Source organism: Pseudomonas tritici, from assembly GCF_014268275.3.
GTDB lineage: Bacteria > Pseudomonadota > Gammaproteobacteria > Pseudomonadales > Pseudomonadaceae > Aquipseudomonas > Aquipseudomonas tritici.
In genome coordinates this window covers 1,431,077-1,449,208 of record NZ_CP077084.1, presented here as the reverse complement: position 1 = coordinate 1,449,208, position 18,132 = coordinate 1,431,077, and the positions used below count along the sequence as shown (strand labels likewise).

Here is an 18,132-nt window from a genome sequence, read left to right as displayed (position 1 = left end):
ACCCCTTTGCAAAGATAAATCACACATTACAAATTAAGTCTGACAACGATCAAACACGCTGTTATCGTCGGGAGTTGGGTACATCTTCTCACTCGCCCAATTTCCTACAACTGCCCCTCTCCCAGGGGGTGCAATCCGCGAAAAATCATCGCTTCTTCCACCAGCCAATCATGGACCGCCCGCACGCCCGGATGGTTCAGCGCGCCTGGCGCATACAACAATACGTAGCGTTTGTGGTTAGGCACGGCCAAGCCGAACGGCACGATCAAAGTACCGCGCTCCAGCTCATCGTTAAGCAAAGTGCGCCGCGCAATGGCCACGCCCATGCCGGCGATGGCGGCTTCGATGGTCAGGTGGTTGCGGTTGAAGGTGTGGCCACGACGCACATCGGCAACGTGATAGCCGATGGCATTCAGGTAGAACTCCCACTCCGCGTACTCATAACTCCCACGCCACGCAGTGATGTCGTGCAGCAGCGGGAAATGCACCAAATCAGCCGGGCCATGCAACGGTGGACGACCACGCAACAGGCTGGGTGCGCAGACCGGGAAGATCTGTTCGTCCAGCAGGGCTGTAGATAACAGGCCGGGGTAGCTGCCGTCATTCAAGTCGATGGCCAGGTCGAAGTCGCCCTCATGCAGGGCAATGCTGCTGTCTTCGGCAACCATGCGCAGTTGGATATCCGGAAAACGCTGCTGCAAGCGCGGTAAACGTGGGGTCAGCCACTTGCCGAGAAACGACGGGATCGAGCGCAGGCGCAGGGTGCCGCTGATCATCCCCGCGTCCAAGCGCTGCAATTCAGCATCGATGCTGCCGTAGGCTTCACCCACCGTTGCTGCCAACCGCTGCCCCTCGGCACTCAGCTCTACGCCACGTGCGCGTCGATGAAACAAGCGGAAACCTAATCGCTCCTCCAACTGACGGATTTGCTGGCTCACCGCCCCCGGCGTGATGTGCAGTTCTTCGGCGCAGCGGGTGAACGACAAATGCCGCGCCGCACAGGAAAAAACGTGCAGCCACACATAAGTCTGACCATGGAGGGGTCGGGTCATAGCGTTTAGTCCAGCTAAAGGGTGTCTTAGGATAATTCGTTGGTCAGTGCCGATCCATAGCCTCAGTATCGCGCTAATTCCGCTCGTCCTACAAAAGATGGCAGCGATTTCCACTCCATTGCTTGTAAGGCTTTAGCATGGCTATCAGTGTTTTCGATCTATTCAAGGTAGGCATTGGCCCTTCCAGCTCTCATACCGTCGGCCCCATGCGGGCGGCGGCAACGTTTGCCCAAGCGCTGATCGACACCCAATTGCTGCGCGATACCCGCCGCGTTGAAGTGCGCCTGTATGGCTCGCTGTCCGCTACAGGCGTCGGTCACGCCACCGACCGTGCCTGCGTGATGGGCCTGATGGGCGAATGGCCAGATCAGGTCGATCCGACCTCAATCAATGCACGCATCCAGCAATTGCGCGAGTCCGGACGACTGCTACTCGCAGGCCAGCAGGAAATTGCCTTCAACTGGCATACAGATCTCCTACTGCTGGACGAAAGCTTGCCCTACCACCCCAACGCCATGTCCCTGCACGCCTACGGCGAAAACGGCCTGCTGAACGAGCAAACCTATTACTCGGTGGGTGGTGGTTTCATCATAGAGGCAGCCGAAGCAGCCTCGGGCATCGCGCCGACCAGCGATGTGGAATTGCCCTACGACTTTTCCAGCGCCGCTGAACTGCTGGCCCTCTGCAACAAGCACGGCCTGCGGGTATCGGAGCTGATGATGGCCAACGAACGTGCGTGGCGCAGCGACGACGAAATTCGCAGCGGCCTGTTGCATATCTGGTCGGTGATGCGCGAATGCGTGGAACAAGGCCTGCGCGATGAAGGCATTCTGCCGGGTGGCCTGGACGTGCCCCGCCGTGCAGCGAAATTACACCGCAGCCTGTTGGAAATCGGCAAACCGAATGTCATCACGTCAACCTTGTCGGCCATGGAGTGGGTCAACCTGTTCGCCCTCGCCGTCAACGAAGAAAACGCCGCTGGCGGGCGCATGGTCACCGCACCGACCAATGGCGCCGCCGGCATTATCCCGGCAGTGCTGCATTACTACATGAAGTTCAACGCCGACGCGTCTGACGACGACGTGGTCAATTTCTTCCTGGCCGCGGCGGCAGTGGGCATTCTCTGCAAGAAAAACGCCTCGATCTCCGGTGCTGAAGTCGGCTGCCAGGGCGAGGTCGGCTCGGCCTGCGCCATGGCCGCTGCCGGGTTGGCGGACATTCTTGGCGCCACGCCCGAGCAACTGGAAAACGCCGCCGAAATTGGCCTTGAACACAACCTCGGCCTCACCTGCGACCCGGTCGGTGGCCTGGTGCAAGTACCGTGTATCGAGCGCAATGCCATCGCCGCCGTCAAGGCGATCAACGCCACGCAAATGGCCCTGCGCGGTGATGGCAAACACTTTATTTCCCTCGACCGGGTGATCCGCACCATGCGCGATACCGGCGCCGATATGCATGACAAATACAAGGAAACTTCACGGGGCGGCCTGGCGGTCAGCTGGGTGGAGTGCTGAGGAGCACTCCCTGACTGCCCCAACGTGAGCCCGCGCAAAAATAATAACGAGGCAATAACGATGACCGATGTACGTACACCTGCTGCTGATAATCCTGCTGTAGAGAGCACCGTCACAACCGGCTGGACCCAGCACGACACCACCTGGATGCTGGGCCTCTACGGCACCGCCATCGGTGCTGGTACCTTGTTCCTGCCGATCAATGCTGGCGTCGGCGGCTTCTGGCCGCTGATCATCCTGGCACTGCTGGCCTTCCCGATGACCTTCTTCGCCCACCGTGGGCTGACGCGCTTTGTGCTGTCAGGCAAATCCGGTGATATCACCGAAGTGGTCGAAGAGCATTTCGGCGTCGGCGCCGGCAAGCTGATCACCCTGCTGTATTTCTTTGCAATCTTCCCGATCCTGCTGGTGTACGCCGTGGCGCTGACCAACACCCTGGGCAGCTTCATGGAGCACCAACTGCACATGACCCCGCCGCCGCGGGCGATCCTGTCGCTGGTGCTGATCCTCGGCCTGATGGCCATCGTGCGTTGCGGCCAGGGCGTGATCATCAAGGCGATGAGCGTGCTGGTATACCCGTTCGTCGCTGCCTTGCTGTTACTGGCGTTGAGCCTGATCCCCAACTGGAACGGCGCGTTCTTCGCCTCCGCCAGTGAGGGCATGCCGTTGCCACTGTTCTTCAAGACGCTGTGGCTGGCGATCCCGGTGATGGTGTTTTCCTTCAACCATTCGCCGATCATCTCCGCGTTCGCCGTCGACCAGAAACGCGTGTATGGCGCGCAAGCCGAGCGCAAAAGCAGCGGCATTCTGGCCACCGCCCACGGCATGATGGTGTTGACCGTGATGTTCTTCTGCTTCAGTTGTGTACTGGCACTGTCACCGGCTGACCTCGCAGCAGCCAAGGCGCAGAACATCTCGATCCTGTCGTACCTGGCCAACCACTTCCAGACCCCAGTGATCGCTTACGCCGCGCCGTTGATCGCGCTGGTGGCCATCACCAAATCCTTCCTCGGCCACTACATCGGTGCCAGCGAAGGCTTCCAGGGCCTGATCGTCAAATCCCTGCGTGGGCGCAATCGTTCGATGTCGTCCAAATGGCTGGAACGCTGCACCGCACTGTTCATGGTGCTGACCTGCTGGGCCGTGGCCACTTTCAACCCGAGCATCCTGGGCATGATCGAGACCATGGGCGGGCCGATCATCGCGTGCCTGCTGTTCCTGATGCCGATGTACGCAATCCGCCGCGTGCCATCCCTGCGCCAGTATTCGGGCCAAGTCTCGAATGTATTTGTGGTGGTGATCGGGCTGATTGCGCTGTCTGCGATCGTTTTTTCCGTACTGCCCTGAAATAGCCCACAACGTCCATTCAATGTGGGAGCGGGCTTGCCCGCGATAGCCGTCCGTCAGTCAGAAATTAACAAGCTGACGAACCGCAATCGCGGGCAAGCCCGCTCCCACAGGGGTCAGTCGCAGTCAGGTAGTTCGCCACACGGCACGCCCCTTGCTGTACCGCTTATGAAGCAAACGGATCTTTTGACGCTTCAGCGACGAAGTGGCCGGTGGTCAGGAGACACGAACTAATCCCAACGCCGGTCGTCAATGACTGCATGTTCTTATCAGGCGGTAACGCACCATGGACAATCCTTTTCAGATCATCACCGACACCTTCACCCCGGAATATCGGGTCAACCTGAGCATCCAGCGGTTGGACGGCAGCATTATGCTCACCCTCTCCAATGAGGACGGGGTGGTGGCCAAACGCATGATCAGCGCCGAACAGCGCAACGATCCAAAGCGGCTGAAGCGTTTGGTGCAGAGCATCCAATTCGGTATTGCCATCGAACAGGGTCACAGCGCCATGGAAATCCTGGCGGTGATGACAGATGGCGATCACAAAGTGCTACAGCGACCGCCCACCCGCCCCCTGCCCTTCAGCGTCGGGCTTTAAAGCTCGCCCTTCTCGGTTTCCAGGCTCGCCCCGCCCTTGCGACGCGGGCCTTCGACCTTCACCGACGGGAACGCCGACGACGCGTAGCGCACCACCAGGATGGCGAACGCCAGCAGCAGAATCCCGCCGCACAGGTAGATGATTCCTACGTCTGGTGGGTTGTGGTGCGACACGTTGGAGATCAGCAGGCGCGTCAGGGCGGTGATCGCCACGTAGATCAGAAAGCGCACCGGCATGTGGTTGGTCTTGAAATAAATCCCGACCATGGCGCCCAATTCCAAGTAGATGAACAGCAGCAAGATGTCATCAATCTTGATGTGCCCGTTCTCCAGCATCCCCAGAAATTCCATCACCGCTGCCCAAGCGGTCACCGCACCAATGGCGAACAACGCCAGGTAGTGGAACGACTCGACAAACAGATTGCCCAGGGACTCGGCCAGACCATGTACTTGCTGGCGCAGCCTTTCGGCCCAGTTGATTTTCACGATGATGCTTCCTTAGGTCGACTCGACCGGATAATGCGGGTTGGACGTGACGGTTGTTCTGCATGCAGAAAAAAGGCCAGGGCAGGTATGAGATGATGGCCGGGTGACATGAGACACGCTTAACCTGTATTTACGGGCTACATTAAAAACTGCTATCCAAACCCCACGGTTTGGCTTACTCTTTTTGCTGTATATAAATACAGTAGTCGCAAAAGACAACTATCGTGAAGGCATGTGAGGTGGTGAATGGCCGTCGAAGTGGTATACCGCAGCAGCCGAGATCTGGAGCGTTTGTTCATGGATAAAGCCGAAGCTGACCGTCATGACAAAATGCTTGAGCTCGCTGAGCTGCTGGCAGAAGTGTTGCAAAAAGCCGTGCCGTCCCTGAGTGAGCAGCAGGTGGAAGAAGCCGGGATCTACATGGCGAAGAACCGCGATGTATTTGCCAAGGCGTTCAAGAGCCAGCCGGACGCGTTGTCCGAGTTGCTCAACGCTGCGGCGGAATAAAGCCAGAATTGAACAGGCCCTGAATCATCGATTCAGGGCCTTTTTAATAGCGGGTTATTGGTACAGCAACCGTTCGGCCAGTTCATCCGCCACCCGTGCGGGGGAGCGTTTTTCGGCCTGGGCGTGAGCGAAGATTTCGGTTAGGCGCGTACCGATGTTTGACAGGTGCGCAGTAATGGTCGCCAGTTCTGCGCCGCTGTGCTTGAGGGCCACGTAGATCAGGCCACCGGAGTTGATCACGTAGTCGGGGGCGTAGAGGATGCCGCGCCCTTCAAGTTGGTCGGCCACTTGCAGGTTGGTCAGTTGCGCACTCGCGGAACCGGCCACGGCGGCGCAGCGCAGTTGGCCGACGCTCTGGCGGTTGAGCACGGCGCCGAGGCCGCAGGGCGCGAGGATGTCGCACGGCGTGCTCATTAACGCCTCGTTGGCGATGGGGTGCGCGCCCAGTTGCTCCATGGCCAGCTGCACCTTGCCATGGTCGATGTCGCTGACCAGCAATTCGGCGCCGGCGGCGTGCAGTTGTTCGGCCAGGGCGTAGCCGACATTGCCCAAGCCTTGGATGGCCACGCGCAAGCCTTCCAGGTTGTCGCTGCCCAGGCGGGCCATGGCGGTGGTGCGGATGCCGGCGAACACGCCCATGGCGGCATGGGGTGAAGGGTCGCCCGCGGCGGTGGTGCTGGTCACGTAACGAGTGTGCTGGGCGATGCAATCCATGTCCGCCACCGAGGTGCCACTGTCGGTAGCGGTGATGTAGCGGCCGTCGAGTTGTTCGATACAACGGCCAAACGCTTCAAACAGTGCCGCGCGGTTTTCCACGTGGCCTGGGCGCAGGATCACTGCGGTGCCGCCGCCCACCGGCAATCCCGCCAGTGCGGCCTTGTAGCTCATGCCCTGGGCCAGGCGCGCGGCATCGGCCACGGCACTTTCGTCGTCGGGGTAGGAGAGGTAACGGCAACCACCGAGGGCGGGCCCAAGGCGACTGTTGTGGATGGCGATGACCGCCTTCAGCCCGGTGACCGGGTCGACGCTCAAGTGCAGCGATTCAAGGCGGGTGCTATGCATGAGAGCAAACATCGTCAAGCTCCCGAATCACTTCTGGTAGTGGGCCAAGTATAGGCGTGTGGCAGAAAAGTGCCGGACCACGCTGGAATAAGACGCCCGTTTTTGCGGGACTTGGGAAATAAGCGCAGGATATTTTCTAAGCCACTGGACGAAAAATCCCAGCAAGGCTAAAACGGGGGCATATGCCGGAGAATGCAATGAATCCCCGCAAAGCCTTTTTCGCCTGCCTGGAACGCTCACCACCTGCGCTGTTTGAAGCGGCGCTGTGGATTGCCGCCGAGCATGACCCGGCGGTGCAGCCGTTGCTGATCCTGCAGGAGCTGACCCTGTTGCAACAGCAGGTGAGCCTGGGCATGCCCATGCTGCCAGCGGATGAGCAGGCGCAGCCGCTGCTGCGGCGCATGAATGACCTGGGGTTTGCCCAGGATGAATTCACCCCCTTGCGCCCCGCCGCCGCCCTGCTGGACAAGGTCTTGCAACGCAAACGTGGACAACCCTTGGCCATGGGGCTGATCGCCATGGAACTGGCGCGGCGCCTCGACATCCCCATGGTCGGCGTGAATTTCCCCGGCCACTTCCTGCTGCGGGTACCCGGTGCCGATCACCTGCTGGACCCCTGCGGCGGCCGACGTCTGTACCCCAATGATTGTCGCGACCTGCTGCAACGCCAATATGGCCCCAACCTCAAGTTGCAGGCCGACCACCTGCACACCGCCGACCCGCGTTCGATCCTGCAACGGCTGTCGCGCAACCTGCGGCAACTGCACCTTTCCAATGACGCCCCGCTTGAAGCGCTGGTCGATGCCGAACGCGTGCTGGAACTGGGCAATGCCAGCGCCGCCGATTACCTGGCGAGGGCCAGCCTGTATCAGCGCCTGGACTGCCCTAACGCCGAACGCTTCGACCTGGAGCACGCGTTGATGCTCAGCGAAGACCCCATCCAACGCCTGCGCCTGACGGAGCGGCTGGGGCACCTGCCGCCCAATTCAGTGGTGCATTAAGCCTGCGGCGTCTTGAGAATATCCCCAGTCATCGGGTTCTTCGGCAGCTCAACCCCGGGCGAACGCACCTGAATAATCAACAACGCCGCAATCACCGCCGGTATCGCGCACAAGAAGAAAATCTGCTCCACCGGGATATGCATCGCGAGCAGCATGCTGCCAAACAGCGGCCCCAGGATTGAGCCAAATCGCCCTACCCCCAATGCCCAGCCCGTACCGGTAGCGCGCACATGCGCCGGGTAGAAGTTGCTGGCAAAGGCATTGAGGGTCAACTGGCCACCGATGATGCAAAACCCGGCCGCAAAGACGCAGGCCACCAAATAGCGAGGGTTGTCATGGTTCAGGCCGAGCAAAACGGTGCACACCGCAGCCGCCGCCAGCACGCCTGACAGTAGTCGTACTTTGCTTTTCAAGCGGTCGGCGAACCAGGCCATGCCGATGGCGCCCAAGGTGCCGGCGAACAGGAACATCGATGTCACCAGATTGGCGTCTTTCAGCGTCAACCCACTTTCCAGAAGCAGCGACGGCAACCAACTGATCATGAAATACAGCAGGATCAGGCTGACAAAAAAGGTCGCCCAGATCAGCACGGTCGGGCGCGCGTAGCCGTTACGGAACAACTCCACGACCGTCAGTTTGCTGCCTTGCTCCTGTTGGTTTTCTGCCTGTGTCGCCAGCGGCGGTTGCCAGTCGGGCAACATACGCACCGTCACCGTCCGCAACCGTGCATAGGGCGGGGCATCACGCAGCAAACGCGGCAGGGATTCCGGCAGCAGCCACACCAGAAACGGGAACAGCAGCAACGGCGTCACGCCTCCGGCAAGAAACACTGCCTGCCACCCGAAGCCTTCAATAAACCCTGCCGCCACGAAACCACCTGCGGCCCCGCCAAACGAGAAGCCACAAGCCGCCAAGGTCACCATCAGCGTGCGCAAGCGTGGTGGGGAATAGTCCGACATCAACGCCATCGCACTCGGCATCGCACCTCCCATGCCGATACCGCAGATAAACCGTGCGGCCATCAGCGTGTTCAGCGAGTTGGCAAACACCATCAACACGGTGAGGCTGGCGTAGATCAGCACACAGCCGAGCAGGATGCGGCGTACGCCAAAGCGATCGGCCAAGGGTGTGACCAGCAATGAGCCGAGCGTCAGCCCCAGCAGGTTGGCGCTGAACACCGGACCAAATGCAGCTTTCTCCAGCCCCCAATCCTTGGCCAGCGCTGGCACGACATATCCCAGCACTTGGGCGTCATAGCCATCGGTGACCAGCAGCAGCGCGAGCAACAGGAGAATCAACCACTGATAGCGCGATACCGGACGGGCGTCGAGTGCCGCGCGAAAGCTGGCAATTTGGTTGTGCATCGCAAGGTACCTATTATTTTTATAAGGATCACGCCGAACAAATGTGGGAGCGGGCTTGCTCGCTCCCACATTTAGGGTTGGGGTGTGTCGGGTTGATTGGCAGGGTGGGCCTGGATAAATGCCGGATGCTGCGCCGCCAGCCCCGCCACCCGCCCAATGCGCGGGTACGCCGCCAATGGCACTTTGAAGCGTTCTGCCGCATACAGCTGAGGGATCAGAAACGCATCAGCCAACCCCGGCTGGTCGCCAAAGCAATAACCTTGGTCACCAATCAATTGCTCCACCGCACCCAGCCCCTGGCTGATCCAATGACCGATCCACTCCAACACCTTCGTCTCGTCATGCCCCCATTGCCGCAGCAGGTTCTGGGTGCTCGAATTATGCAGTGGGTGGATATCACAGCCGATAATCGACGCCACCGCACGCTCATGCGCGCGGGTCGCCAAGTCTTTGGAGAGCAACGGCGCCTGTGGATAACGTTCCTCCAGGTATTCGATGATCGCCGGTGACTGAATCAGCAACTCGCCCTCATCAGTACGCAACGCCGGCACGCGACCTTGTGGGTTGATCGCCAGGTACTCCGGCTGGCGATTGGCACCACCCGCCGGCACCAGCAGGTTGACTGGCACGGCACTGAAATCCAGGCCCTTGAGTGCCAAGGCGATACGCACCCGGTACGACGCGGTGGAACGGTAGTAGGTATAGAGTTCCATCGCCCTGCCCTCCTAGCGCGCCGCGACCACTGTGCCGCGGCATTCGCCGAAGCCGATGGAAGCAAAACCTTCGCGGCTGCAACGGGCGCGCAGGATGATTTCGTCACCATCTTCCAGGAACTTGCGCACTTCGCCGGACGGCAACTCGATGGCCTTTTTGCCGCCTTCAGTCATTTCCAACAGGCTGCCGAACTGGCCTTCTTGCGGCCCCGACAAGGTGCCCGACCCAAACAGATCACCCGCTTGCAACTGGCAGCCGTTGACGCTGTGATGCGCAACCAGCTGCGCGACGGTCCAGTACATGTGCAGGCTGTTGCTCAGGGCCAGGCGATGCGCCGGCAGGTTCTGCTCGCGCATGGCGGCGGTGGTGAGCAGTACTTCCAATTCGATATCCAGCGCACCCGCAGCCTGGTCACATTTATCCAGCAAGTACGGCAGTGGTTGCGGGTCGCCCTCAGGCCGCGCCGGTTGCGCCTTGCGGAACGGCTCCAAGGCCTCGGCGGTCACCACCCACGGTGAAATGGTGGTGATGAAGCTTTTCGACAGGAACGGCCCCAGCGGCTGATATTCCCAGGCCTGGATATCCCGCGCCGACCAATCATTGAGCAGGCAGAAACCGGCGATGTGCTCGGCCGCGTCACCAATGGCGATCGAATCGCCCATCGCATTGCCCTGGCCGATCCAGATGCCCAGCTCCAGTTCATAGTCCAGGCGCGCACATGGGCCGAAAGTTGGCTCGGTCTGGCCGGCTGGCAAGGTTTGGCCTTTGGGACGACGCACCTCGGTGCCCGAGGCACGGATGGTCGATGCGCGGCCGTGGTAACCAATCGGTACGTACTTGTAGTTAGGCAGTAGCGGGTTGTCGGGGCGGAACAGTTTGCCGACGTTTTGCGCGTGTTCGATACCGACGTAGAAGTCAGTGTAGTCATTGATTTTCGCCGGCAGGTGCATCTGGCAATCGGCGGCGCGGTGCAGCACCTGTGCCTCGCGGGTTTGCAGTTTACTGCCTTCAGCCAGCAGTTCCAGCAGACGCTCGCGCAAGGCCACGCGCGGGCCACGGCCGAGTTCAAAAAACCCGTTCAGTTGGCCGCCAGCGGTCGCTTCAACGGCGCGACGCGCTTCACCGTCGAACTCATCCAAGGCGGCGTGCAGATCAAGGATGGAATCACCAATCGCCACGCCACTGCGCGGTGCCGAACCGTTGAGGCTGAACACCCCCAGCGGCAGGTTTTGCAGGGGAAAATCCGCGTGACCATTGGCCGAGGTCACCCAGCTGCGCGTTAGTGTTGGCTGAGTCATGGGTTATCTCCGATTCGGGTTGAAGGTGGCGGGCAGCGAGGCCCAGCACGCGTCGTAAGTGTTTTGCAGTTGCGGGCATTCCAGGGCGAACTGTGTGGGACGCAGCACTTGGCTGGTCTCGAACATGAAAGCCATGGTGTTATCAATCTTGTGCGGCGCCAGCTCGACGTTGATCGCCTTGGTGCAGGTCTCGCCGTCCGGGCCGTGGGCGCTCATGCAGCTGTGCAGCGACGCGCCGCCGGGCAGGAAGCCTTCGGCCTTGGCATCGTAGGCGCCCTGGATCAGGCCCATGTATTCGTTCATCAGGTTGCGGTGGAACCACGGCGGGCGGAAGGTGTTCTCGGCCACCATCCAGCGCGGCGGGAAAATCACGAAGTCGAGGTTAGCCAAGCCGTGGGTGCTGGTCGGCGAGGTCAAGACAGTGAAAATCGACGGGTCCGGGTGATCGAAACTCACGGTGCCGAGGGTGTTGAAACGGCGCAGGTCGTATTTGTACGGCACGTTATTGCCGTGCCAGGCGACGACGTTGAGCGGGGAATGGTCGAGTTCGCAGGCCCAGAGTTCACCGAGGAATTTTTGTACCAGCGTCGTAGGCTTTTTCAGGTCTTCGTAGTGCGCAACCGGCGTGAGGAAATCGCGCGGATTGGCCAGGCCATTGCTGCCGATGGGGCCCAGGTCCGGCAGGCGCAACGGCGCGCCGTGGTTCTCAGCGACGTAGCCACGCGCCTGGGCATCCAGCAGTTCGACGCGGAACTTGAGGCCTCGCGGCAGCACGACGATCTCCAGCGGTTCCACCTCCAGCACGCCCAATTCCGTGGCGATACGCAGCCGACCTTGCTCGGGGACGATCAACAATTCGCCATCAGCGTTGAAGAACACGCGCTCCATCGAACGGTTGGCACAGTAGTGATAGATGCTGATGCCAGAGGGTTTTTCCAGCGCCGAATTGGCGACCATTCCTACAAGCCCATCAACGAAGTCCGTCGGTTCACTTGGAACATCCAACGGGTTCCAACGCAAGCGATTGGGCGTTACCGCGCCCAACGGCCCACCAGCCAATTGCCGCGCAAGCTTGACGAACGCAGGGTGATTAGCCGACGGCTGAATGCGGTAAAGCCAGGTACGCCGGGCTTCGCTGCGCACCATGGTGAACGCTGTGCCGGAGAACAGCTCGGTGTACAGCCCATAAGGCGCTTTTTGCGGGGAGTTCTGGCCGACCGGCAATGCGCCGGGCAGCGCTTCGCTGGCGAATTCATTGCCGAAGCCCGACAGGTATTCGAGGTTCATGGATCATCCTCTACACGGAAGTTGTTTTTATCGTAATCCAGTTACGCATAACGTAATTTGATCACTATCGACCGTCAAGCTATAAAGACGCCCATTCATCTCTCGGATTCTCGCCCCTCCATGGAAAAGCCTCGCGACACCGGTAAACAGAAAGTCCGCTCGGCCGAAGTGGGCACCGACATCCTCAAGGCCTTGGCCGAACTGTCGCCGGCGACCTCATTGTCGCGCTTGGCCGAGCATGTGCAGATGCCTGCGAGCAAGGTGCACCGCTACCTGCAGGCGTTGATCGCCTCGGGATTCGCCGAACAGAACACCGCCACCAACCACTATGGCCTGGGCCGTGAAGCCTTGCGCGTGGGCCTGGCGGCGCTGGGCAGCATGGACGTATTGAAAGTCGGCGCAATGCCGCTGGCAGAGTTGCGCGACGAATTGAATGAGACCTGCTTTCTGGCGGTGTGGGGCAACCAGGGCGCGACCGTGGTGCAGATCGAACCCGCCGTGCGCGCCGTCACGGTGGTGACGCAATTGGGTTCCGTATTGCCGCTGCTCAGTTCGTCCACCGGGCTGGTGTTCAGCGCCTTTCTGCCGTCGCGGGAAACTGTGGAATTGCGTGACCGCGAGATCCAGGCCGGTATCGCCCATGCCCTGGCCGATGACCAGGCTTACGCCACCGTCTGCCAGCAGATCCGCAGCCGTGGCCTGCATTTTGTGCATGGTTTGCTGATGCCTGGGGTGGATGCCTTGTCGGCCCCCGTGTTCAACGCCATCGGCCAAGTGGCGGCGGTGATGACCGTGGTCGGCCCCACCTCACTGTTCCACGCCGATGAAGATGGCCCGGCGGCGCAACGCTTGTTGGCGGCGACCCAGGCCGTGAGTTGGCGAATGGGCTATCAGCCCTGAGCTAATCGTGCCATTGAGTCAGGGCCAGTGCCACGCGGTTCTCCAGCGCGCGGATCGGCGCTGCATCGCTCAGGTAGTTGTTGCTGATCATTGAGAACACCAAGCGTCGCCCGTCAGCATCGGTGATATAGCCGCTCAGCGAGGAGACCCCGGCCATAGACCCCGTCTTGGCGTGCAGGTTGTTCTCAGCCGCGGTGCCGCGCAAGCGATAACGCAAGCTGCCGCCGGTCATGCGGTCCGGGTTGCCGGCGATCGGCAAGGCGGTGTACCACGCCTCGAACCAGGGCTGTTTGGCCGTGGCCAGCAGCAGGTCCGTGAGGTTCTGCGACGACACCAGGTTGCGCCGCGACAAGCCCGAACCATCGACCTGGCTCAGCGTCATCGGGTCCAAACCCTGGTGGCGCATGAAGTCCGCCACTGCCGCGACACCGGCCTGCGCCGTGCCTGTATTCGACGCCTTACGGCCCATGGCCTTGAGCAACGCCTCGGACATGTTGTTGTTCGACAGTTTGAGCAGCGGCGTGATCAGTTCCTGCAACGGCGCCGATTGATGCTCGGCCAGGACCCTGGCCGTCACAGGGCTTGCACCGCCGATCACACGCCGTCCCATCACCTGAATGCCCTGCTGTGCCAACGCCTGTTCAAACAGATTGGCCACCAGTTGTGTCGGCTCCCACACACTCACCCACTGTCGACTTTGCTTACCCGGCGCCAACGCACCGGTGAGCTGCAGCAAATTGGTGCCGTGCTGGCGGGTGATGCCGTAGTTGTTGCCGGGTCCGCTAACAGCGCGATTGCTCAGTTGTACGTAATCGGTGGACGGGCTCAACATCACGCTGACCGGTTGGCCAACCACGGCGGGCGCCTTCGCCGTAACCAGCAATGTTCCTGCATCAAAATCCGTGTTGGGTGACACGGTCAGCGCTGAAATCTGCGCGCCGTAATAGGTGCTTTCATCGTCCTGTGCCCAGTCCACGCCCAGCCGTTCGGCGTCGAAAAAGGTGTCGTCGAATACCAGGTCGCCCTGGATCTGGCGCACGCCTTGGCCTGCAAGCTGTGCCGCCAGTGCCTGGTAATCGGCGAACTGCGTGGTCGGATCGCCGAGGCCTTTGAGGTACAGGTTGCCGGTGAGGCGCTCACCTTGCTGCGTGCCATTGCTCAACAACTGGGTAGAAAAACGGTACTGCGGCCCCAGCACATCCAGCGCTGCCGCAGTGGTCAACAGCTTGAGGTTGGACGCGGGAATCAACCGCGTACGCGGGTTGTGTTGATAGAGGGTGTCGCCGTTGCGGGCATCGCGCACCATCACCGAAACGGTGGCGCCATTGAAGGCCGGATCGGCCAGGAGCTGGTCCAGGGTTGCCGGGGTGGAAGTCGTCGAAACACTCGCGCAACCACCCAGCAACACGCTCAAGCACAACAGGTGTATCCATCGTCCAAACGGCATCGGTATTGTTTTCCGCCCAATCATCAATGGCGGCAACGCTACCACATCGCCCTTAGAACTCCAGGGTGCTGGACACCGACACTTGTCGCGCATCGCCCATGGACACGAACAACCGGCTCGCCGCCGAGGTGTAGTAGACGCGGTCGAACAGGTTCTTCACGTTGAGCTGGAACTTGACCTTTTGCCCATCGATTTTGGTGTCGTAGGTGGCAAATGCATCCGCCACGGTATAACCCGGCAGGGTGAAATCGTTGGCCGCATCACCTGCGCGTTCACCGACATAGCGCGCACCGGTACCCACACGCAGCTGATCACCGCCAAAAATGTTGCCAAAGTCATACGCCACCGACAGCGAGCCGGTGTGCTTGGCGACATTTTGCAGGCGGTTGCCTTCCAGTGTCGGGTCGTTGTCCTTGACGTCCAGTGCGTCGGTGTAGGCGTAGCTGCCGATCAGGCTCCACTTGTCGGTCACTTGGCCACTGGCGTCGAGTTCCAGGCCGCGCGAACGCACCTGGCCGGCAATGCTGTAGACGGTGTTCGCGCCGGAACCGACCGAGACCAGCACATTGCGCTTGTCGATATTGAACAACGCGGCACTGGCAGTGATACGCCCTGGGATGTCGAGCTTGGCCCCCAGCTCCCAGGACTTGGATTCCTCGGGCGTGAGGTCGCCGGTCAAGGTGCTGCCATCGGCCAATGCGGCAATGGTGGAGTTGGGTTTGAACGATTCGGTGTAGCTGCCATAGAACGACAATTCATCCGTGTAGCGGTACACCAGGCCCGCACGCGGCACCCAGGCCTGGCCATTGCCGTTGGTGTTGGCCTTGAACGGCACGCCTTTGCCCGCGTACTGGTCATACATCTGGTAGCGCGCGCCGGCCACGAAAATCCACTGGTCGGTCAGGTGGATCGCGTCCTGGAAGAACAGCGAGTCGCTGCGCAGCAGGTCGGTCTGGGCGCTGTCGGCGGCGCTGACGGTGGTGCCCGCAACTTCGTTGCCGTACACCGGGTTGTTGTAGTTGAAGCTGGCGGCGCGCGAGTTCTGACGAATCAAATCGGCGCGATAGATCTTGCGGTATTCATCATCCAGGCCAAACACCAGGTCATGCTGCATGCCCAGCACATTGACCTTGCCTTCCAGGCTAGCCGTGGCGAAACGGTCGGTGGTGATCGCACCTTTGGTGCCGTCCATCTTGCGGGTCAGGGTACCGTTGGTATTCACGGCACTGACGCGCACCTGGCTGGCGTCATAGGTTTCGCGGTTCCAGCTGTAGCCGAAATGGGCTTTCCAGTCGTCGTTCAAATCATGGTCGGCTTCGAAGCGGTACAGGTCGGAGCGGCCTTCCATGTTGTTGAACGGCTCGTCCAGACGCCGGGTAGACGGGATATCCAGCGGGTGGTTGGACTTGTCGATGGCGGTGCCACGGTCGAACGGCGAGAGAAACTCGCGATGTTCGTAGGCCAACAGCAACTGGGTGGTGTCCCCATACCAGGCCAGCGACGGCGCGATCAGACTCTCACGGTGAGTGCCGAAGTTACGCCAGTAATCCTCGTCTTCATGGTCAACGATCAACCGATACGCCAGGCCGCTGTCGCCAATCGGGCCGGTAGTGTCGAGGCTGCCGCCGCTGCCGTTCTTGCCGTCACCGAAGGTTGAACCGCGCACGGTCAGGGCCGTGGACTGCACCAGCTCAGGCTTTTTGCTGACGATGTTCACCACGCCGCCCGGGTCCTGGATGCCGTACAGCAGCGAGGATGGGCCCTTGAGCACTTCGACGCGCTCCGCCGTGGCATTCAGCGCACGCCCCTGCACGATCGGCATGCCGTCGCGCATGATCGAGCCGTTACGGTTGTCGCCAAAGCCGCGCAGCATCACCGCGTCCTGGGTGCTGGCCAAGGTGTTGGCCTGGGTGATGCCGCTGATGTTGGCGAGGGCGTCATCCAGGTTGCGCGGGGTCTGGTCACGCAGTACCTGGGCGGGGACGACGTTGACGGTTTGCGGGGTTTCGAGCAGCAAGGCACGGGAGCGCATCACCGAACTGGTCGGCGGTGGCTGGTAGCTGGTGCTGTCCTGAGTCTGTTGGCCGACGCCACTGATGGTGGTGGCACCGAGGTTGACCGCACCCTCGGTGGGCACCGGTTCCAGGGCCAGGGTGCGTGCGTCGATCTGGCGAAAGGTAAAGCCGCTGTTACCGAGCAGGCGTTGCAGGGCCTGGATCGCGCTCATCTGCCCACTGACTGCCGGGGCGGTGAGGCCGTAGGGCGCTTCATCGGTGTAGATCACGCTGATCCCGGTGACCCGGCTGAAGTCGCTCAGGGCCTGGGGCAGCGGTTTGGCCGCCAGGGCAAAGCTGAACTGGGCGCTTTGCTGCTCCTGCGCCTGCGCCACGCACAGGGGTAGCAACGCCAGCCCCGACGCTGCCAATACCGAGGCGCCCAACCACTGTTTAACCAAACCGCCCGCCGTCGACTTCATGCTATGAGAACCCGTGTAGAAAACGCTGTTAATGCGAATAGATCGCAGTTTCATGCACTACACGGATGGGCCGGCAATTTACCTCACTCTTATTTGCAAATATTTTTACTTATTGCGCCTGAATGTGGAAACCGAAGCGTGGGAAATGCACATTCACGGTGCCCGCGCGCTCATCGGTGCGCCTCAGGATCAGCTCTTCGCGGCCCGCAAATAGCAACTCGCCTGCCACGGGGTCAGTGCCATAGTCAGTTGCGCAAATGGTGACTTGCTGGCCTGGCTCGAAGCCGTTCAAGTCCTCGAACAGTTCATGCGGCACTGCCGCCGGCGTCGCGCTGCGCGCCACGTCCAAGGCTTGCTCGGCGCTCATCTGAGTGGAGGTCCCATGGCCAAAACCCAGCACACGGTCCAGCCATGCAACAACGCAGGGATACCCATCCACCAAAGGCGCCGTCACCGAAGAGCCCTTGAGGAACCACAACGGGTGGGCCAGGGAGAAGTCGGCAATCGAAGGCTCACCGAACAGGAAATCCCCCGACTGGTGCCGCAGTTGCTGATCAATGCGGTTGATGATCACCGGCCATTGGTGCTTGGCCTGGTCCAGTTGCAGACGCGCCGCCGTGCCACCGCTGAACAGTTTGCTGCGATCCGCCACCAATACCTTGATCATTTCCGGCGGCACCTTGGCGAACTTGACCGCCAGGGATTCGGGCTGGAACACCAACGCAACCGAGTGGGCAAACACTACCGAATCAGCCCAGGCAGCGAAGCCTTGGGCGACCATTTCCAGGCCTTGGGGAAACAACGCAGGAGCGGCTTTTTCCTGTTCCAGACGACGCGCAATCATAGCGGTGTCACAGTAGATATCCGCGCCGACCTGCAACACTGGCGTCTTACGATAGCCGCCAGTGAGGGCGGTAAAGTCAGGCTTGGGCATCACCGGCGGGATCAACACCGAATGCCAGGATAAGCCCTTGAAGCCCAGCAACAGGCGGGCTTTTTCAGCGAAGGGGGACTGCGGGTAGTGATGAAGAATCAACTCAGACATGCCAGCTTCCGCTCTTGAAATGAGCCGCTAGC

At 60.8% G+C, this 18,132-nt stretch carries 16 protein-coding genes; 6 read left to right on the top strand and 10 right to left on the bottom strand.

Going from position 1 to position 18,132, the window contains the following annotated elements:
* Positions 1 to 104: 104 nt before the first annotated feature.
* Positions 105 to 1,052: a LysR substrate-binding domain-containing protein gene (locus tag HU722_RS06405; protein WP_065871734.1), complete on the bottom strand. Its 948-nt coding sequence runs from the start codon at positions 1,050 to 1,052 to the stop codon at positions 105 to 107.
* A gap of 137 nt (positions 1,053 to 1,189) precedes the next feature.
* On the opposite strand from HU722_RS06405, the gene HU722_RS06400 reads away from it, so the two are divergent.
* The 3 genes from HU722_RS06400 to HU722_RS06390 all read left to right on the top strand — a co-directional run bounded on the left by HU722_RS06400 (position 1,190) and on the right by HU722_RS06390 (position 4,514).
* Positions 1,190 to 2,566, top strand: coding sequence for an L-serine ammonia-lyase (locus HU722_RS06400; protein ID WP_065879573.1), 1,377 nt, complete (start codon positions 1,190 to 1,192; stop codon positions 2,564 to 2,566).
* A gap of 60 nt (positions 2,567 to 2,626) precedes the next feature.
* Positions 2,627 to 3,913, top strand: coding sequence for a serine/threonine transporter (locus HU722_RS06395; protein ID WP_065871732.1), 1,287 nt, complete (start codon positions 2,627 to 2,629; stop codon positions 3,911 to 3,913).
* A gap of 286 nt (positions 3,914 to 4,199) precedes the next feature.
* The gene (locus HU722_RS06390; protein WP_065871731.1) at positions 4,200 to 4,514 is read left to right on the top strand and encodes a DUF3509 domain-containing protein; all 315 of its coding nucleotides are present in this window, start codon (positions 4,200 to 4,202) and stop codon (positions 4,512 to 4,514) included.
* Here the strand turns inward: HU722_RS06390 and HU722_RS06385 are convergent.
* Complete coding sequence (locus tag HU722_RS06385) at positions 4,511 to 4,999, bottom strand: phosphate-starvation-inducible protein PsiE (protein WP_049709853.1); 489 nt, start codon at positions 4,997 to 4,999, stop codon at positions 4,511 to 4,513. The two genes, HU722_RS06390 and HU722_RS06385, sit on opposite strands and share 4 nt — an antisense overlap.
* A 246-nt stretch (positions 5,000 to 5,245) precedes the next feature.
* Between HU722_RS06385 and HU722_RS06380 the strand changes: the two genes are divergently transcribed.
* Entirely contained in the window at positions 5,246 to 5,506 is a 261-nt protein-coding gene (locus tag HU722_RS06380; protein WP_003171979.1) for a YebG family protein, read from the top strand.
* A 54-nt stretch (positions 5,507 to 5,560) separates the two neighbouring features.
* Here HU722_RS06380 and HU722_RS06375 read toward each other — a convergent pair whose 3' ends face one another.
* Entirely contained in the window at positions 5,561 to 6,580 is a 1,020-nt protein-coding gene (locus HU722_RS06375; protein WP_065871730.1) for a Leu/Phe/Val dehydrogenase, read from the bottom strand.
* A 185-nt stretch (positions 6,581 to 6,765) separates the two neighbouring features.
* On the opposite strand from HU722_RS06375, the gene HU722_RS06370 reads away from it, so the two are divergent.
* Positions 6,766 to 7,569 (top strand): SirB1 family protein, encoded by an 804-nt coding sequence (locus HU722_RS06370; RefSeq protein ID WP_049709855.1) that lies wholly within the window; start codon positions 6,766 to 6,768, stop codon positions 7,567 to 7,569.
* On the opposite strand, the gene HU722_RS06365 is transcribed toward HU722_RS06370, so the two are convergent.
* The 4 genes from HU722_RS06365 to hmgA all read right to left on the bottom strand — a co-directional run bounded on the left by HU722_RS06365 (position 7,566) and on the right by hmgA (position 12,232).
* Complete coding sequence (locus HU722_RS06365) at positions 7,566 to 8,933, bottom strand: MFS transporter (RefSeq protein WP_065871729.1); 1,368 nt, start codon at positions 8,931 to 8,933, stop codon at positions 7,566 to 7,568. The genes HU722_RS06370 and HU722_RS06365 overlap by 4 nt on opposite strands.
* Before the next feature lie 71 nt (positions 8,934 to 9,004).
* Complete coding sequence (maiA, locus tag HU722_RS06360) at positions 9,005 to 9,646, bottom strand: maleylacetoacetate isomerase (protein WP_065879575.1); 642 nt, start codon at positions 9,644 to 9,646, stop codon at positions 9,005 to 9,007.
* A gap of 12 nt (positions 9,647 to 9,658) precedes the next feature.
* Positions 9,659 to 10,945, bottom strand: a complete 1,287-nt coding sequence (fahA, locus tag HU722_RS06355; protein WP_065890472.1) for a fumarylacetoacetase — start codon at positions 10,943 to 10,945, stop codon at positions 9,659 to 9,661.
* Positions 10,946 to 10,948: 3 nt separating this feature from the next.
* On the bottom strand, positions 10,949 to 12,232 hold the full coding sequence (hmgA, locus tag HU722_RS06350) for a homogentisate 1,2-dioxygenase (protein WP_065879576.1): 1,284 nt from the start codon (positions 12,230 to 12,232) through the stop codon (positions 10,949 to 10,951).
* Positions 12,233 to 12,352: 120 nt separating this feature from the next.
* On the opposite strand from hmgA, the gene HU722_RS06345 reads away from it, so the two are divergent.
* Positions 12,353 to 13,132: an IclR family transcriptional regulator gene (locus HU722_RS06345; protein ID WP_065871725.1), complete on the top strand. Its 780-nt coding sequence runs from the start codon at positions 12,353 to 12,355 to the stop codon at positions 13,130 to 13,132.
* A 1-nt stretch (position 13,133) separates the two neighbouring features.
* Here HU722_RS06345 and dacB read toward each other — a convergent pair whose 3' ends face one another.
* The 3 genes from dacB to HU722_RS06330 form a co-directional block, all read right to left on the bottom strand.
* Positions 13,134 to 14,579, bottom strand: a complete 1,446-nt coding sequence (gene dacB, locus HU722_RS06340) for a D-alanyl-D-alanine carboxypeptidase/D-alanyl-D-alanine endopeptidase (protein ID WP_065890474.1) — start codon at positions 14,577 to 14,579, stop codon at positions 13,134 to 13,136.
* Between the two features lie 52 nt (positions 14,580 to 14,631).
* A complete protein-coding gene (locus tag HU722_RS06335; protein WP_065871723.1) occupies positions 14,632 to 17,055 on the bottom strand; it encodes a TonB-dependent siderophore receptor in 2,424 nt (807 codons plus the stop codon).
* A gap of 109 nt (positions 17,056 to 17,164) precedes the next feature.
* The gene (locus HU722_RS06330) at positions 17,165 to 18,100 is read right to left on the bottom strand and encodes a glutathione S-transferase family protein (RefSeq protein WP_065890476.1); all 936 of its coding nucleotides are present in this window, start codon (positions 18,098 to 18,100) and stop codon (positions 17,165 to 17,167) included.
* Positions 18,101 to 18,132 lie beyond the last annotated feature (32 nt).

Coding starts and splice junctions, on each gene's coding strand:
- HU722_RS06380 (WP_003171979.1), top strand. CDS start 5,246: ATGGCCGTCGAAGTGGTATACCGCAGCAGCCGAGATCTGGAGCGTTTG.
- hmgA (WP_065879576.1), bottom strand. CDS start 12,232: ATGAACCTCGAATACCTGTCGGGCTTCGGCAATGAATTCGCCAGCGAA.
- HU722_RS06370 (WP_049709855.1), top strand. CDS start 6,766: ATGAATCCCCGCAAAGCCTTTTTCGCCTGCCTGGAACGCTCACCACCT.
- HU722_RS06375 (WP_065871730.1), bottom strand. CDS start 6,580: ATGTTTGCTCTCATGCATAGCACCCGCCTTGAATCGCTGCACTTGAGC.
- HU722_RS06405 (WP_065871734.1), bottom strand. CDS start 1,052: ATGACCCGACCCCTCCATGGTCAGACTTATGTGTGGCTGCACGTTTTT.
- dacB (WP_065890474.1), bottom strand. CDS start 14,579: ATGCCGTTTGGACGATGGATACACCTGTTGTGCTTGAGCGTGTTGCTG.
- HU722_RS06390 (WP_065871731.1), top strand. CDS start 4,200: ATGGACAATCCTTTTCAGATCATCACCGACACCTTCACCCCGGAATAT.
- fahA (WP_065890472.1), bottom strand. CDS start 10,945: ATGACTCAGCCAACACTAACGCGCAGCTGGGTGACCTCGGCCAATGGT.
- HU722_RS06395 (WP_065871732.1), top strand. CDS start 2,627: ATGACCGATGTACGTACACCTGCTGCTGATAATCCTGCTGTAGAGAGC.
- maiA (WP_065879575.1), bottom strand. CDS start 9,646: ATGGAACTCTATACCTACTACCGTTCCACCGCGTCGTACCGGGTGCGT.
- HU722_RS06400 (WP_065879573.1), top strand. CDS start 1,190: ATGGCTATCAGTGTTTTCGATCTATTCAAGGTAGGCATTGGCCCTTCC.
- HU722_RS06345 (WP_065871725.1), top strand. CDS start 12,353: ATGGAAAAGCCTCGCGACACCGGTAAACAGAAAGTCCGCTCGGCCGAA.
- HU722_RS06335 (WP_065871723.1), bottom strand. CDS start 17,055: ATGAAGTCGACGGCGGGCGGTTTGGTTAAACAGTGGTTGGGCGCCTCG.
- HU722_RS06365 (WP_065871729.1), bottom strand. CDS start 8,933: ATGCACAACCAAATTGCCAGCTTTCGCGCGGCACTCGACGCCCGTCCG.
- HU722_RS06330 (WP_065890476.1), bottom strand. CDS start 18,100: ATGTCTGAGTTGATTCTTCATCACTACCCGCAGTCCCCCTTCGCTGAA.